At 61.0% G+C, this 13,857-nt stretch carries 14 protein-coding genes; 7 read left to right on the forward strand and 7 right to left on the reverse strand.

Annotation, left to right across the window (positions count from 1 at the left end; all coding sequences use genetic code 11):
- Positions 1 to 41 precede the first annotated feature (41 nt).
- The 3 genes from dgcA to N2A98_RS24715 all read right to left on the reverse strand — a co-directional run bounded on the left by dgcA (position 42) and on the right by N2A98_RS24715 (position 3,704).
- A complete protein-coding gene (gene dgcA, locus N2A98_RS24705) occupies positions 42 to 2,102 on the reverse strand; it encodes a dimethylglycine demethylation protein DgcA (protein WP_032894946.1) in 2,061 nt (686 codons plus the stop codon).
- 15 nt (positions 2,103 to 2,117) lie between these two features.
- Positions 2,118 to 2,648: a DUF5943 domain-containing protein gene (locus tag N2A98_RS24710; RefSeq protein WP_008033249.1), complete on the reverse strand. Its 531-nt coding sequence runs from the start codon at positions 2,646 to 2,648 to the stop codon at positions 2,118 to 2,120.
- A gap of 78 nt (positions 2,649 to 2,726) precedes the next feature.
- Complete coding sequence (locus N2A98_RS24715; RefSeq protein ID WP_014720245.1) at positions 2,727 to 3,704, reverse strand: dipeptidase; 978 nt, start codon at positions 3,702 to 3,704, stop codon at positions 2,727 to 2,729.
- 218 nt (positions 3,705 to 3,922) lie between these two features.
- Between N2A98_RS24715 and N2A98_RS24720 the strand changes: the two genes are divergently transcribed.
- Together N2A98_RS24720 and N2A98_RS24725 are read left to right on the forward strand one after the other, a co-directional pair.
- Entirely contained in the window at positions 3,923 to 4,324 is a 402-nt protein-coding gene (locus tag N2A98_RS24720; protein WP_014720247.1) for a lysozyme inhibitor LprI family protein, read from the forward strand.
- Positions 4,325 to 4,363: 39 nt separating this feature from the next.
- On the forward strand, positions 4,364 to 4,780 hold the full coding sequence (locus N2A98_RS24725) for a DUF3010 family protein (RefSeq protein WP_275622758.1): 417 nt from the start codon (positions 4,364 to 4,366) through the stop codon (positions 4,778 to 4,780).
- Between the two features lie 7 nt (positions 4,781 to 4,787).
- On the opposite strand, the gene N2A98_RS24730 is transcribed toward N2A98_RS24725, so the two are convergent.
- Together N2A98_RS24730 and N2A98_RS24735 are read right to left on the reverse strand one after the other, a co-directional pair.
- The gene (locus tag N2A98_RS24730; RefSeq protein ID WP_047711954.1) at positions 4,788 to 5,216 is read right to left on the reverse strand and encodes a hypothetical protein; all 429 of its coding nucleotides are present in this window, start codon (positions 5,214 to 5,216) and stop codon (positions 4,788 to 4,790) included.
- A 240-nt stretch (positions 5,217 to 5,456) separates the two neighbouring features.
- Positions 5,457 to 6,401 (reverse strand): GlxA family transcriptional regulator, encoded by a 945-nt coding sequence (locus N2A98_RS24735; protein WP_275622759.1) that lies wholly within the window; start codon positions 6,399 to 6,401, stop codon positions 5,457 to 5,459.
- A 195-nt stretch (positions 6,402 to 6,596) separates the two neighbouring features.
- On the opposite strand from N2A98_RS24735, the gene choX reads away from it, so the two are divergent.
- The 5 genes from choX (at position 6,597) to N2A98_RS24760 (ending at position 10,708) form a co-directional block, all read left to right on the forward strand.
- Complete coding sequence (gene choX / locus N2A98_RS24740; RefSeq protein ID WP_275622760.1) at positions 6,597 to 7,541, forward strand: choline ABC transporter substrate-binding protein; 945 nt, start codon at positions 6,597 to 6,599, stop codon at positions 7,539 to 7,541.
- 73 nt (positions 7,542 to 7,614) lie between these two features.
- Positions 7,615 to 8,502: a 3-keto-5-aminohexanoate cleavage protein gene (locus N2A98_RS24745; RefSeq protein ID WP_044271833.1), complete on the forward strand. Its 888-nt coding sequence runs from the start codon at positions 7,615 to 7,617 to the stop codon at positions 8,500 to 8,502.
- Between the two features lie 138 nt (positions 8,503 to 8,640).
- A complete protein-coding gene (locus tag N2A98_RS24750; protein WP_275622761.1) occupies positions 8,641 to 9,606 on the forward strand; it encodes an L-carnitine dehydrogenase in 966 nt (321 codons plus the stop codon).
- Between the two features lie 120 nt (positions 9,607 to 9,726).
- A complete protein-coding gene (locus N2A98_RS24755; protein WP_275622762.1) occupies positions 9,727 to 10,221 on the forward strand; it encodes a thioesterase family protein in 495 nt (164 codons plus the stop codon).
- A gap of 223 nt (positions 10,222 to 10,444) precedes the next feature.
- Positions 10,445 to 10,708, forward strand: a complete 264-nt coding sequence (locus tag N2A98_RS24760) for a hypothetical protein (protein WP_032894934.1) — start codon at positions 10,445 to 10,447, stop codon at positions 10,706 to 10,708.
- 127 nt (positions 10,709 to 10,835) lie between these two features.
- On the opposite strand, the gene N2A98_RS24765 is transcribed toward N2A98_RS24760, so the two are convergent.
- Both N2A98_RS24765 and N2A98_RS24770 read right to left on the reverse strand, forming a co-directional pair.
- The gene (locus tag N2A98_RS24765) at positions 10,836 to 11,939 is read right to left on the reverse strand and encodes a GlxA family transcriptional regulator (RefSeq protein ID WP_003194907.1); all 1,104 of its coding nucleotides are present in this window, start codon (positions 11,937 to 11,939) and stop codon (positions 10,836 to 10,838) included.
- Between the two features lie 512 nt (positions 11,940 to 12,451).
- The gene (locus N2A98_RS24770; RefSeq protein WP_014720257.1) at positions 12,452 to 13,828 is read right to left on the reverse strand and encodes an L-serine ammonia-lyase; all 1,377 of its coding nucleotides are present in this window, start codon (positions 13,826 to 13,828) and stop codon (positions 12,452 to 12,454) included.
- Positions 13,829 to 13,857 lie beyond the last annotated feature (29 nt).

A 13,857-nucleotide genomic window follows, 5' to 3' on the forward strand; every position in this document is an offset into this window, starting at 1 on the left:
CGCGAGCAAGCCCGCTCCCACATTTGACCGAGTTCACCTCGTCAGAAATCCTTGCACAAGCGCAGGGCGTCATAGATGGCGGCGTGGGTATTGCGCTGGGCCACACAGTCACCAATGCGGAACAGCAAGTACCCCTCGCCCGCTTCGCTCAAGCAGGGCTGCGGCTTGATCGCAAACAAGGCTTCAACGTCGATCTGGCCCTTGTTGCGCGAACCTTCCTTGAGCCCGTAGTAAATGGCCTCGTCCGGACGCACGCCGTTCTCCACCACCACCTGGTCGACCACCCGCTCCTCTTTGGCGCCGGTGTATTCGTTCTCCAGCACGGCCACCAGCTTGTCGCCCTCGCGGTAGACCTTTTCCAGCATCATGTCGCCGGTCATGATCACTTCCTTGGGGTACATGCTGCGGTAGTACGTGGGGAACGACGTACCGCCGATCGCCACGCCCGGCTTGATGTCGTCGGTGACGATTTCCACCTGGCTGCCTTTGTCGGCCAAGAAGTCGGCCACCGACATGCCGGTGAATTCACAGATGGTGTCGTACACCAGCACGTTCTTGCCCGGCGCCACCTTGCCGTCGAGCACGTCCCAACTGCTCACTACCAAGCCTTCGGCGGCGCCCCAGTGTTCGTTCTGCTCGATGAACGGGTGCCCGCCCACCGCCAGCACCACCACGTCCGGACGCACGTCCAGGATGGTCTCGGCATCGGCTGCAACACCCAGGCGCAGGTCGACTTTCAAACGTGCCAGTTCCAGTTGATACCAACGGGTGATACCGGCGATCTGGTCACGCTGCGGCGCTTTCGATGCCGTGGTGATTTGCCCGCCGATAAACTCTTTTTTCTCGAACAGCGTCACGTCGTGGCCACGTTCAGCCGCCACGCGCGCGGCTTCCATCCCGGCCGGGCCGGCCCCCACTACAACCACCTTGCGCTTGGGCCCGGTGGACTTCTCGATGATGTGCGGCACGCCCATGTATTCACGGGAGGTCGCAGCGTTCTGGATGCACAACACATCCAGGCCCTGGTACTGGCGGTCGATGCAGTAGTTGGCGCCCACGCACTGCTTGATCTGGTCGATCTGGCCCATCTTGATCTTGGCGATCAGGTGCGGGTCGGCGATGTGCGCACGGGTCATGCCGACCATGTCCACATAGCCGCCTTCCAGAATGCGCGTGGCCTGGTTCGGGTCCTTGATGTTCTGCGCGTGCAGCACCGGCACCTTGACCACTTCCTTGATGCCGGCCGCCAGGTGCAGGAACGGCTCCGGCGGGTAGCTCATGTTCGGGATGACGTTGGCCAGGGTGTTGTGGGTGTCGCAACCCGAGCCCACCACACCGATGAAATCGAGCATGCCAGTGTCGTCGTAGTACTTGGCGATCTGCTTCATGTCCTCGTGGGACAAGCCGTCCGGGTGGAACTCGTCGCCGCACAGGCGCATGCCCACGCAGAAGTCGTCACCCACTTCGGCACGCACGGCCTTCAACACTTCCAGGCCGAACTTCATGCGGCCCTCGAAAGTGCCGCCCCATTCGTCGGTACGCTTGTTGACCCGCGGGCTCCAGAACTGGTCGATCATGTGCTGGTGCACGGCCGACAATTCCACCCCGTCCAGGCCACCGGCCTTGGCCCGGCGCGCAGCCTGGGCATAGTTGCCAATCACACGCCAGATCTCTTCCGGCTCGATGGTCTTGCAGGTGGCACGGTGCACCGGCTCACGCACGCCGGACGGCGACATCAGGGTTGGCCAGTTGAAGCCGTCCCACCGCGAGCGCCGGCCCATGTGGGTAATCTGGATCATGATCTTGGCGCCATGCTTGTGCATGGCATCGGCCAGGTTCTGAAAGTGCGGGATGATGCGGTCGGTGGACAGGTTCACCGACGCCCACCATTCCTGCGGGCTGTCGATGGCCACCACCGAGGAGCCGCCGCAGATCGCCAGGCCAATACCGCCCTTGGCTTTCTCTTCGTAGTACTTCACATAGCGGTCGGTCGTCATGCCGCCGTCGGTGGCATACACCTCGGCATGCGCAGTGCTGAGCACGCGGTTGCGGATGGTCAGTTTGCCGATCTGGATCGGCTGGAACATTGCTTCGAAAGCCATGGCACGGTCCTCGGCTTACAACGGTTTGACGGTGAACAAACCATCATCGTGGCCCTCTTCGGAGCCTCCGTAGACTTGTTCGGCGACAGTGCGGATCTTGCTGCCACGCGCTTGCAGGATCTGGTCCATGGCGCCGGCAAACCAGCCGGTGAACATGTAGTCCACCTTGCGACCGACCTTGCCGTACACATAGACGAACGCCGAGTGTTCCAGCTTGACGCTGGCGGTGCCTTTATCCAGGTCGATGTCCTGGATCTTGAACAGGCCCCAACCGCGTTGCGACAGGCGCTTCATGTAGTGTTCGAACACCGCAACGCCTTCCAGGCCATGGCATTCAGCTTCTTTTTCACACCAGTGCCAAGCGGACTTGTAGCCAGCCTTGTAGAGGATCTCGGCGTAGGCGTCAGCGCCCAGCACTTCTTCGATGCCCATATGGTTGTTGACGAAGAAATGGCGTGGCACGTACAGCATCGGCAGGGCGTCGGAGGTCCAGACACCGGTTTCGCTGTCGACTTCGATAGGCAATTGCGGGGCGATCTTGGCCATGGAAACTTAACTCCAGAAAATTCGTTTTGATGCCCGCCGCGCGGATGGCGGCGGGTGAAGGATTAAGCGAGCAGTGGCTTATTCGCCCCAGACGTCCTTGAGTACGTTGACCCAGTTCTCGCCCATGATCTTGCGCACCACGCGCTCGCTGTGGCCGCGCTTGAGCAGGGTCTCGGTGAGGTTGGGGAACTCGCCCACGGTGCGGATGCCCAGCGGGTTGATGATCTTGCCGAAGCTGGTCAGGCGGCGGGCGTAACCCTTGTCATGGGTGAGCATTTCGAAGAAATCCTGGCCATGGCCCTGGGTGAAGTCGGTGCCGATGCCGATCGCGTCTTCGCCGACGATGTTCATGGTGTATTCGATGGCTTCGGCGTAGTCGTCGATGGTCGAGTCGATGCCCTTGGCAAGGAACGGCGCAAACATGGTCACGCCGACAAAACCGCCATGGTCGGCGATGAACTTCAGCTCTTCATCGGACTTGTTGCGCGGGTGCTCTTTAAGCCCGGACGGCAGGCAGTGGGAGTAGCACACCGGCTTTTTCGATTCGAGGATGACCTCTTCGCTGGTCTTGGAGCCGACGTGGGACAGGTCGCACATGATGCCGACGCGGTTCATCTCGCCGACGATCTCACGCCCGAAACCCGAGAGGCCGCCATCGCGCTCATAGCAACCGGTGCCCACCAGGTTCTGGGTGTTGTAGCACATCTGCACCACGCCCACGCCGAGCTGCTTGAAGATCTCGACATAGCCGAGCTGGTCCTCAAAGGCATGGGCATTCTGGAAGCCGAAGATGATGCCGGTCTTGCCCTGCTCCTTGGCGCGGCGGATGTCGGCGGTGGTTTTCACCGGGATCACCAAGTCGCTGTTTTCGCGGATCAGGGTCTGGCTGGCAACGATGTTGTTGATCGTGGCCTGGAAGCCTTCCCACACCGACACCGTGCAATTGGCGGCGGTGAGGCCACCTTTGCGCATGTCTTCGAACAGGTCGCGGTTCCACTTGGCAATAATCAGACCGTCGATAACGATGCTGTCGGCGTGCAACTCGGCTGGGCTCATCAGGCGTCCCCTTATTGGCGATTCATGCGCCGAATCGTCTGCCGGCGCTTTGGGGCCAGCATATGCCCAGGCACCGACGGAGCCGGGTGCAAAAACGACAGGGGAATTGCCGAAAGCGTCAATCCGCGACAAAGGCTGCGAAGACAGGCCCCACGGTCGGCTGTTCTTTGTCTTACGCTTGAGCCAGAATTCCTCATCACCTGATATGAGACGGCGCAATGAAATCGATTTTCCTGGCTTTGGCACTCATCGCAACCACCGCCCACGCGGCCGAAGACACCGACAGCACGCCGTGCGACGGCATCGAGAACGACCAGCAAACCCTGGAATGCGCCACCTACAACAAAACCACCGCCGAGCAATTGCTCAAGGATAACTATCAGGGGTTGCTGGAGCGCATGGGTTCGACCTACGGCAGCGACAAGACCAAACTGGCGGACATTACCGCCCGTCTGAAGGATGCCCAGCAAAAATGGGAAAAACTGCGCGACGCCGATTGTGCAGTGGACACCTTCCCGGCGGTAACCGGCACCAAGGCCTATGCCATTGCGCACAACGACTGCCTGGCGCGGATGAGTGATGAGCGGTCGGAGTTTTTGGAGTCGATTGGCCAGGAATAAGCGACAATCGCGCCACTTCTCTTTTGATCAAGGCTACTCATGACTCTCTGCGGCATCGAAATCAAAGGCAGCGAAGCCATCATCGCCGTCGCCTCCCTGGACAACCAGGCGCTGACCCACGTCGCCCTGGCCACCAAGAAAATCGCCCTCGACGATGACGACGAAGCGGCCAACGTCAAAGCCTTTGCCGCCCAGGCAAAAGCATTCGTCCAGGCCAACGGCATCACGCGCATTGCCATTAAGAAGCGCAGCAAAAAAGGCGAGTTCGCCGGTGGGCCGACGACGTTCAAGATTGAAGGGGTGTTTCAATTGCTGGAAGGGGTGGAGGTGACGCTGCTGTCGCCGCAGACCATCAATGCACAGAACAAGAAGCACACCTTTGATCTGCCCGCGACGCTCAACAAGTACCAGCACGAAGCCTATAAAACAGCCTGCTCAGGCCTGATGAAGAAATAACTGCGCGTCAGCTTTTGACGCAGTGCTCCAGGCCGTGCCCGCCGCCTTCGTATTCTGGGCCGTAGTAATACTTGACGAAGGACACCTTGCCTTCCGGGGTGGGTGTTACTTGGGCGACACCCACACCAAAGTCTTTCAAGGCAGGGTCGGTATGGGCGAAGTAGATACCCAGGGTATCGGCAGTCCCGGCGGCCATGCCTTCATAGCGGGACTTGTCTTCCAGGGTCAGAGTGAAGGTGTAGGCCGCATATTTGCCAGTGCTTTGCTTGGCGTCGAGTTTCATGTCGACAACGCCTTTGAAGTTGCCGATATGTTTGTCCTGGCCAGTGCATTCATAACGCCCGCTGTAATCGGCGCCCGTGAAAGGCGCTGGCGCCTGAGCGGCCCACACTGGGGTGGACGCGAGTGCGATCAGAGTGATTAGTTTTTTCAGCATGCCAACCTCTTATGGTTACGTAAGGAACCCTTTGAACGTTAGCAGTCCGTTTCCAGTAATCGCCCGCAACCTTGCAAAACAAGAATATTCCCACACCACCACATGCGCTTTCTGACACAAAACTACTTATCCATGTGGGAGCTGGCTTGCCTGCGATTGCGATGTATCAGTTGGCATATGCAGTGCTGACCCGCCGCCATCGCAGGCAAGCCAGCTCCCACCTTGAATCTGCACCAACGCTTAAACCACCTCCCGTCGCCGGTCCTCCCTAGGGCATTTGGCGAACCTGGCTCGATAACTTCGCGTGAAATACGACGGTGACTCAAACCCGCACGCAATACTCACTTCCAGCACGCTCATGTCGCTCTGGCGCAGCAGTTTGCGAGCTTTTTCCAGGCGCAGGCCAAGGTAGAAGTTACTGGGGGTGTCGTTGAGGTGCAGGCGAAACAGCCGCTCCAGTTGGCGTCGGGTGACCTTGATTGTTTCGGCCAGGGCCAAGGTGCTCAGGGGCGGTTCGGTGTGCTGTTCCATTTCGCCGATCACGTGCACCAGCTTCTTGTTATTGATGCCGTAGCGCGTGACGATCTGCATGCGCTGGTGGTCTTTGCGTGGGCGGATGCGGCTTAGTACGAATTGCTCGGAAACCTGGATAGCCAGCTCCGGGCCGTGGGCCTGGGCGATGAGGTCGAGCATCAGGTCGATGGAAGCCGTGCCGCCGGCGCAGGTGATGCGGCGCCGGTCGATTTCGAACAGTTCCTGGGTCACGCTCAGGTGCGGATAGGCTTCCTTGAAGGCGTCGATGGCTTCCCAGTGCAAGGTCAGGCGGTGGCCGTCAAGCAGGCCCGCCTCGGCCAGCACGCAGGCGCCGGTGTCGATGGCACCGAGCGTCACACCCTCATGGTCGAGGCGGCGTAGCCAATGCTCCAGGGCGGGCGTGGCGAACTGCAGGGGCTCGAAGCCGGCCACCACCAGTAAAGTCGCGCCTTTTTTCAGCGGCTCAAGCGCGGCGTCGGCGTTGACCGACATGCCGTTGCTCGCCAGCACAGCGCCGCCATCGGCACTCAAGATGTGCCAGCGGTACAGCTCGCCGCGAAAGCGGTTGGCCACCCGCAACGGTTCCAGTGCGGAGATAAAACCGAGGGCCGAGAAACCCGGCATCAGCAAGAAATAGACATCCTGGGACATGGTGGCGCTCTCGTCGGACGGGCAGCGTGGTCACTGTGATACGCCAGTTCAACCGGCCATTCAAGAGCACAGGTCGCTGCAGTGCAAGAGCGAGTCGCCGCCGTGCGCTTTGCGGGGCGCCAAGCTGCGTAACGTGATCCCACGGCGCACCAAGACGCCGGCACCCACAATAACGACCTGCCGAGGGCTCCACCCATGAACCGACTGATCAGCCGCTGCGTACTTGCACTCAGCGCCAGCGCTATTTTGAGCACCCCTGTCATGGCAGCGGATGCCCCTGCTTGCCAGAACGTGCGCATGGGCGTGGTGAACTGGACTGACGTCATCGCCACCAGCGCCATGGCCCAGGTGCTGCTCGATGGCCTCGGCTACAAGACCAAACAAACCAGCGCCTCTCAGCAAATCATCTTTGCCGGCATCCGCGACCAGCGCCTGGACCTGTTTCTGGGTTACTGGAACCCGCTGATGACCCAGACCATCACGCCGTTCGTCGACGCCAAGCAAGTCAAAGTCCTCGACAAAGCCAGCCTGAAAGACGCCCGCGCCACCCTCGCAGTGCCGACTTACCTGGCCGACAAGGGCCTGAAAACCTTTGCCGACATCGCCAGGTTCGAGAAAGAGCTGGGCGGCAAGATTTATGGCATCGAGCCGGGCTCGGGCGCCAATACCCAGATCAAGGCGATGATCGCCAAGAACCAGTTCGGCCTGGGCAAGTTCCAGTTGGTGGAGTCCAGCGAAGCCGGCATGTTGGCGGCCGTGGACCGTGCCGTGCGCCGCAAGGAAGCCGTGGTGTTCTTTGGTTGGGCGCCGCACCCGATGAACGTCAATGTGGCGATGACTTACCTCTCCGGCAGCGAAGACGCCCTGGGCCCGAACGAAGGCATGGCCACCGTGTGGACCGTGACCGCGCCGGCCTACGCCGAACAGTGCCCCAACGTGCATAAGCTATTGACCAACCTGACATTCACCGCCGCCGACGAGAGCCGGATGATGCAGCCGCTGCTGGATCACAAGGACGCCTTGGAGTCCGCACGGCAGTGGCTCAAGGATCACCCTCAAGACCGGCAGCGCTGGCTCGATGGCGTCACCACTTTCGACGGCAAACCCGCCGCGACCAACCTGCAACTGACCAGCAAATAACGTTTTGCGAACCACCGTTTCGCGGCCACTTGCGACCGCGAACGGCACCACCACGCCTGTAAGGAACCGCCTCATGAACCACGACGTCATCATCACCTGCGCACTCACCGGTGCTGGCGACACGACCGCCCGAAGCCCACACGTGCCGGTCACGCCCAAACAAATCGCCGCCGCCGCGGTAGAGGCCGCCAAAGCCGGCGCCACCGTGGTGCATTGCCATGTACGCGACCCGCAAACCGGCAAATTCAGCCGCGATGTAGCCCTGTACCGTGAAGTGATGGAGCGCATCCGCGAGGCCGACATCGACATCATCGTCAACCTCACCGCCGGCATGGGCGGCGACCTGGAGATCGGTGGCGGCGAGAATCCCATGGAGTTCGGGCCTAATACCGACCTGGTCGGCCCGCTGACCCGCCTGGCCCACGTCGAAGAACTGCTGCCGGAAATCTGCACCTTGGACTGCGGCACGCTGAACTTCGGCGATGGCGACACCATTTACGTGTCCACCCCGGCGCAACTGCGTGCTGGCGCCAAACGTATCCAGGAACTGGGCGTAAAGGCCGAGCTGGAGATTTTCGACACCGGCCACCTGTGGTTTGCCAAGCAGATGATCAAGGAAGGGCTGCTCGATAACCCGCTATTCCAACTGTGCCTGGGCATTCCCTGGGGCGCACCGGCCGACACCACCACCATGAAAGCCATGGTCGACAACCTCCCCGCCGACGCGGTGTGGGCGGGCTTCGGCATTGGTCGCATGCAAATGCCGATGGCCGCGCAGGCGGTGCTGCTGGGCGGCAACGTACGGGTGGGCCTTGAGGACAACCTGTGGCTGGACAAGGGCGTGCTCGCCACCAATGGCCAGTTGGTGGAACGCGCCAGTGAAATTCTCAGCCGGTTAGGCGCACGGGTCCTGACCCCGGCCGAAGGCCGCATCAAGATGGGCCTGACCCAACGCGGCTAACACAGACACCACACAACCCTGTGGGAGCGGGCTTGCTCGCGAATGCGGTGTGCCAGTTGGTGCATTCGGTACTGACCCACCGCATTCGCGAGCAAGCCCGCTCCCACAGGGGATTACCGAACTTTTTAGGAATATGCCATGCGCTTTATCACCGACATCAAAACCTTCGCCGCGTTGGGCAGCGGCGTCATCGGCAGCGGCTGGGTGTCCCGTGCCCTTGCCCGTGGCCTGGATGTAGTCGCCTGGGACCCCGCGCCCGGTGCCGAGGCAGCCCTGCGCAAACGCGTCGCCAACGCCTGGACTGCCCTTGAACAACAGGGCCTGGCGCCCGGTGCCTCCCAAGACCGCCTGCGCTTTGTCACCACCATCGAAGACTGCGTGAAAGACGCCGACTTCATCCAGGAAAGCGCCCCGGAACGCCTGGAGCTGAAGCTGCAATTGCACAGCCAGATCAGCGCCTCGGCCAAGCCCAATGCCTTGATAGGTTCCAGCACCTCCGGGCTGTTGCCCAGCGAATTCTATGAAAGCTCCACCCACCCGGAACGCTGCGTGGTCGGCCACCCCTTCAACCCGGTCTACCTGTTGCCACTGGTAGAAGTGGTGGGCGGCAAAAACACCGCCCCAGAGGCGATCCAGGCAGCGATCAAGGTGTATGAATCCCTCGGCATGCGCCCGCTGCATGTACGCAAGGAAGTGCCGGGGTTTATTGCCGACCGCCTGCTGGAAGCGCTGTGGAGAGAGGCGCTGCACCTGGTCAATGACGGCGTGGCGACCACCGGCGAAATCGACGATGCCATTCGCTTTGGTGCCGGGCTACGCTGGTCGTTCATGGGTACCTTCCTCACTTACACCCTGGCGGGCGGCGATGCGGGCATGCGCCACTTCATGGCGCAGTTCGGCCCGGCGTTGCAGTTGCCGTGGACTTATCTACCAGCGCCTGAACTGACTGAAAAATTGATTGATGATGTGGTCGACGGCACCGCCGATCAGTTAGGTAACCACAGCATTTCGGCGCTGGAGCGCTATCGTGATGACTGCCTGCTGGCGGTGCTGGAAGCCGTAAAAACAACCAAGGCCAAGCACGGCATGAACTTCGCCGAATAACCCTGTAGGAGCGAGCTTGCTCGCGAAGATCGCCAACGATAACGCGGGGCATCAGGTACCCCCACGGCGATCTTGAGTTTTTCGCGAGCAAGCTCGCTCCTACACATTGGAATTCATACCATGCCCGCACTGACCACCTACACCACCAAAATCCTGCCGGACTGGGTCGACTACAACGGCCATCTGCGTGATGCGTTCTACCTGCTGATCTTCAGCTACGCCACCGATGCGCTGATGGACACCCTGGGGCTGGACAGCGAAAACCGCGAAGCCAGCGGCCACTCGCTGTTCACCCTGGAGTTGCACCTGAACTACCTGCACGAGGTAAAGCTCGGCGCCGAGGTTGAGGTGCATACCCAACTGATCGCCCACGACGCCAAGCGCCTGCATCTCTATCACAGCCTGCACCTTGTGGGCGAAGGGCGCGAGTTGGCCGGTAACGAGCAGATGCTGCTGCATGTCGACCTGGCCGGGCCGCAGTCGGCGCCGTTTGCCGGCGCCACCCTGGAAAAACTCACTGCCCTGAGCCAGGAACACGCCGACCTACCCCGGCCTGCCCTGCTCGGCCGGGTGATCGGGCTGCCCGCGCAAAAAAAAGCCCCGATCCAGCCGTGACGGGATCGGGGCAGAGTGCTTTGTGTGAGCCGTGCATTCGAGGGTGACCAAACCGTCAAGCTGCGTGCCTGGGGTCAGTGTGCCTGTTACGGGTCAGATCAAGTGACCCGAAAACGACCTGTTCATAGCCATACGAGCCATCGCTGGATTCTGCCCTTGCCGCCAGTCCTGGGGCCTACCAGAATCCAAGTCAATTCCCGCTCCCTACACCAGGATGACCGTCATGATGCACGCGGATTTGATTGACCAGGATGACCTGCTGGGCCAACTGCGCTCACTGGGTTTTGAAGTGTCCAGCGGCGCTACCGCCGAGCAGGCTTGCGAATGTGCGGTGCGCGGGTTGAGCGAAGCGCGGGCCAAGGCGCTCAAGGGCATGGTTGAAAAGATGTACAGCGGCAGTGCGACGATTTTGCCGGCGGTGAGGCAGGCGATCGACAAGCAATTGTTGCCTGCGCTGATGCAGTTCAAACAAAGCTCTGGCGCCTGAAATACATCCTCTGTAGGAGCGAGCTTGCTCGCGAAAATCGCCAATGATAACGCGGGGCGTCAGATACCCCACGGCGATCTTGGGTTTTTCGCGAGCGAGCTCGCTCCTACAATAAGGCAGCCTGGTGTCAGAGCCTTACGCTGGCAAACGTCGACTCGTTGCGCGCCTGGCTCAACGCCGACATCGGCCCCGACAACGGTGACAACACCAGTGCCGGCGGAATCGGCATCATCGCCACTTGCTGGGTGGTGTTGGAGCCTACGCGCTCATCCCGAGGCGGAATGCCGAAGTACTCGCGGTAGCACTTGGAAAAGTGCGGCGTAGACACAAACCCGCACACCGAGGCGACTTCGATGATCGACATTGGCGTCTGCTTGAGCAGTTGCCGTGCACGAATCAGGCGCAGCTTGAGGTAGTAGCGCGACGGCGAGCAGTGCAGGTATTTCTGAAACAGCCGCTCCAACTGCCGGCGCGACACGGCGACATACACCGCCAGTTCGTCCAGGTCGATCGGCTCTTCGAGGTTGGCTTCCATCAGCGCGACGATTTCCTGCAGTTTCGGCTGGTTGGTGCCGAGCATATGCTTGAGCGGCACACGCTGGTGATCCTGTTCGTTGCGGATGCGTTCGTACACGAACATCTCGGAGATGGCGGCGGACAATTCACGGCCGTGGTCGCGGCTGATCAGGTGCAGCATCATGTCCAGGGGCGCGGTGCCGCCGGAGCTGGTGAAGCGGTTGCGGTCGAGGGTGAACAGGCGCGTGCTCATGGCCACCCGCGGGAAGGCTTCCTGCATCGACGCCAGGCATTCCCAGTGCACGCTGCAATCAAAGCCGTCGAGCAAGCCGGCGCAGGCCAGGGCCCAGCTGCCGGTGCACACCGCGCCGAGGCGACGAGACTGGCGTGCCTGGCTTTGCAGCCACGACACATGCTCACGGGTGACGGTGCGCTGGATACCCACGCCGCCGCACACGATGACCGTGTCCAGGACGGGGGCTTTGTGCATGGAGGCATCGGGGGTGATTTGCAGGCCATCGCTGGCCCACACCTGGTTGCCGTCGACACTCAGCGTTGTCCAGCGATACAGCTCGCGGCCGGACAGCTGGTTGGCCATGCGCAGTGGCTCCACGGCTGACGCCAGGGAAATCAGCGTGAAATTGTCCAGCAGCAAAAAGCCGATGGATTGAGGCGCACGGTTCTGGGGTTGGGCCCCGGAGTTGGTCGACGTCATCGCAGTATCTCCTCACATCACACAAAGCAGGTGGTGGCCTCAGGCGAGGCTCTTGTTATTGCGCTCGTCCTGAAAAGGAGAGGCTTTGCAATTGATAGAGCAAATGCCATGCCTAAAATTGAATGGCTATTCAAGAACTCCTGAAAACGACCTGTTGATGCGTCTATACAAGCCCGCGCGTGAAGTGCGGGATATGACGCCTAACGGGCGGGGTTCAAGGGGTGTGAGCAGATCGGTAGCACTTGTGGGAAGGCGCTTTGCGGGCGTAGGAGAAGTCTGTCACCCAAAGCACATCAGGCGTGTGATCGTGTAGGAATCGTTCGGAAGCTACTTATCTATTTGCGACGCGCTAAAAGGTGGCGATTTTGGCTTAGGGTGTTCACTTTGTGAGCAGCGCTGGCTGAGCTACCGCATTCGCGAGCAAGCCCGCTCCCACATTTGACCGAGTACATCCTGACGAAATGCGGTCGAGTGTGGGAGCGGGCTTGCTCGCGAATGCAGGCAACTCGGTCTCAGCACTCGACCGCACTCACCGCCAACCCACCCCGCGATGTCTCTTTGTACTTGTCATGCATATCGGCCCCGGTATCACGCATGGTGCGGATCACCCGGTCCAACGAGATGAAGTGCTGGCCATCGCCACGCAACGCCATTTGCGCCGCGTTGATCGCCTTCACCGCCGCGATCGCATTGCGCTCGATACACGGCACTTGCACCAAACCGCCCACCGGGTCGCAGGTCAGGCCAAGGTTATGTTCCAAACCGATTTCGGCGGCGTTGCACAGTTGCTCCGGCGTGGCGCCGAGGATCTCCGCCAATCCGGCCGCAGCCATGGCGCACGCAGAACCGACCTCACCCTGGCAACCGACTTCGGCCCCCGAGATCGAGGCGTTCTTTTTACACAGGATGCCCACCGCCGCCGCGCCGAGCAGGTAGTCCACCACGTTGGCTTCGGTGACTTCTTCACTGAACTTCATAAAGTAGTGCAACACCGCCGGGATGATCCCCGCCGCGCCATTGGTAGGCGCCGTGACCATGCGCCCACCGGCGGCGTTTTCTTCGTTGACCGCCAGGGCGAACAGGTTGACCCATTCCATGGCGCTCAAGGTCGAGCCAATCACATTGGGCTTGTTCAGCTCCTGCAAGCTGCGGTGCAACTTGGCGGCGCGACGGCGCACGTTCAAGCCGCCAGGCAGGATGCCTTCGTGCTTGAGGCCCTGCTCCACGCAATCTTGCATGGCGCGCCAGAGCTTCATCAGGCCGCTGCGGATTTCTTCTTCGCTGCGCCAGGTTTTTTCATTCGCCAGCATCAGTTCGGCAACACGCAGGTTGTGGGTCTTGCACAGCTGCAACAGCTCCACGGCACTGGAAAAGTCATAGGGCAGCTCGGTACGGTCCATGTCCGCCACACCGCTTTGGGCCTGGGCTTCATCCACGACGAAACCGCCGCCCACCGAGTAATAGGTGTCGCGGTGCAACTCGCCGTTTTCGCCAAACACCACCAGGGTCATGGCGTTGGGATGAAACGGCAGGTTCTCATCGAGCAGGCGCATGTCGCGGGCCCACACAAACGGCACCGGCAACCGCCCGTCGAGCAGCAACGTGTCGGTTTCGCGCAAGGTGTGAATGCGGGCGCCGATTTGCGTGGGGTCGATTGCGTCCGGCCATTCGCCCATCAGGCCCATGATGGTGGCGGTGTCGCTGCCATGACCGATGCCGGTGGCCGACAACGAGCCGTACAGTTGCACTTCGACACGCTGCACCTGTTCCAGCCACCCACGCTCACGCAACCCTTGAACGAATAACGCCGCGGCGCGCATGGGCCCCACGGTGTGCGAACTCGAAGGCCCGATGCCGATCTTGAACAGGTCGAAAACGCTGATAGCCATTAACGTGAAACTCCTCGATAAGCACGGGC

The sequence above is a fragment of the Pseudomonas sp. FJ2-5-13 genome (assembly GCF_029201605.1).
Classification (GTDB): domain Bacteria; phylum Pseudomonadota; class Gammaproteobacteria; order Pseudomonadales; family Pseudomonadaceae; genus Aquipseudomonas; species Aquipseudomonas lactis.

Coding starts and splice junctions, on each gene's coding strand:
- dgcA (WP_032894946.1), bottom strand. CDS start 2,102: ATGGCTTTCGAAGCAATGTTCCAGCCGATCCAGATCGGCAAACTGACC.
- N2A98_RS24710 (WP_008033249.1), bottom strand. CDS start 2,648: ATGGCCAAGATCGCCCCGCAATTGCCTATCGAAGTCGACAGCGAAACC.
- N2A98_RS24715 (WP_014720245.1), bottom strand. CDS start 3,704: ATGAGCCCAGCCGAGTTGCACGCCGACAGCATCGTTATCGACGGTCTG.
- N2A98_RS24720 (WP_014720247.1), top strand. CDS start 3,923: ATGAAATCGATTTTCCTGGCTTTGGCACTCATCGCAACCACCGCCCAC.
- N2A98_RS24725 (WP_275622758.1), top strand. CDS start 4,364: ATGACTCTCTGCGGCATCGAAATCAAAGGCAGCGAAGCCATCATCGCC.
- N2A98_RS24730 (WP_047711954.1), bottom strand. CDS start 5,216: ATGCTGAAAAAACTAATCACTCTGATCGCACTCGCGTCCACCCCAGTG.
- N2A98_RS24735 (WP_275622759.1), bottom strand. CDS start 6,401: ATGTCCCAGGATGTCTATTTCTTGCTGATGCCGGGTTTCTCGGCCCTC.
- choX (WP_275622760.1), top strand. CDS start 6,597: ATGAACCGACTGATCAGCCGCTGCGTACTTGCACTCAGCGCCAGCGCT.
- N2A98_RS24745 (WP_044271833.1), top strand. CDS start 7,615: ATGAACCACGACGTCATCATCACCTGCGCACTCACCGGTGCTGGCGAC.
- N2A98_RS24750 (WP_275622761.1), top strand. CDS start 8,641: ATGCGCTTTATCACCGACATCAAAACCTTCGCCGCGTTGGGCAGCGGC.
- N2A98_RS24755 (WP_275622762.1), top strand. CDS start 9,727: ATGCCCGCACTGACCACCTACACCACCAAAATCCTGCCGGACTGGGTC.
- N2A98_RS24760 (WP_032894934.1), top strand. CDS start 10,445: ATGATGCACGCGGATTTGATTGACCAGGATGACCTGCTGGGCCAACTG.
- N2A98_RS24765 (WP_003194907.1), bottom strand. CDS start 11,939: ATGACGTCGACCAACTCCGGGGCCCAACCCCAGAACCGTGCGCCTCAA.
- N2A98_RS24770 (WP_014720257.1), bottom strand. CDS start 13,828: ATGGCTATCAGCGTTTTCGACCTGTTCAAGATCGGCATCGGGCCTTCG.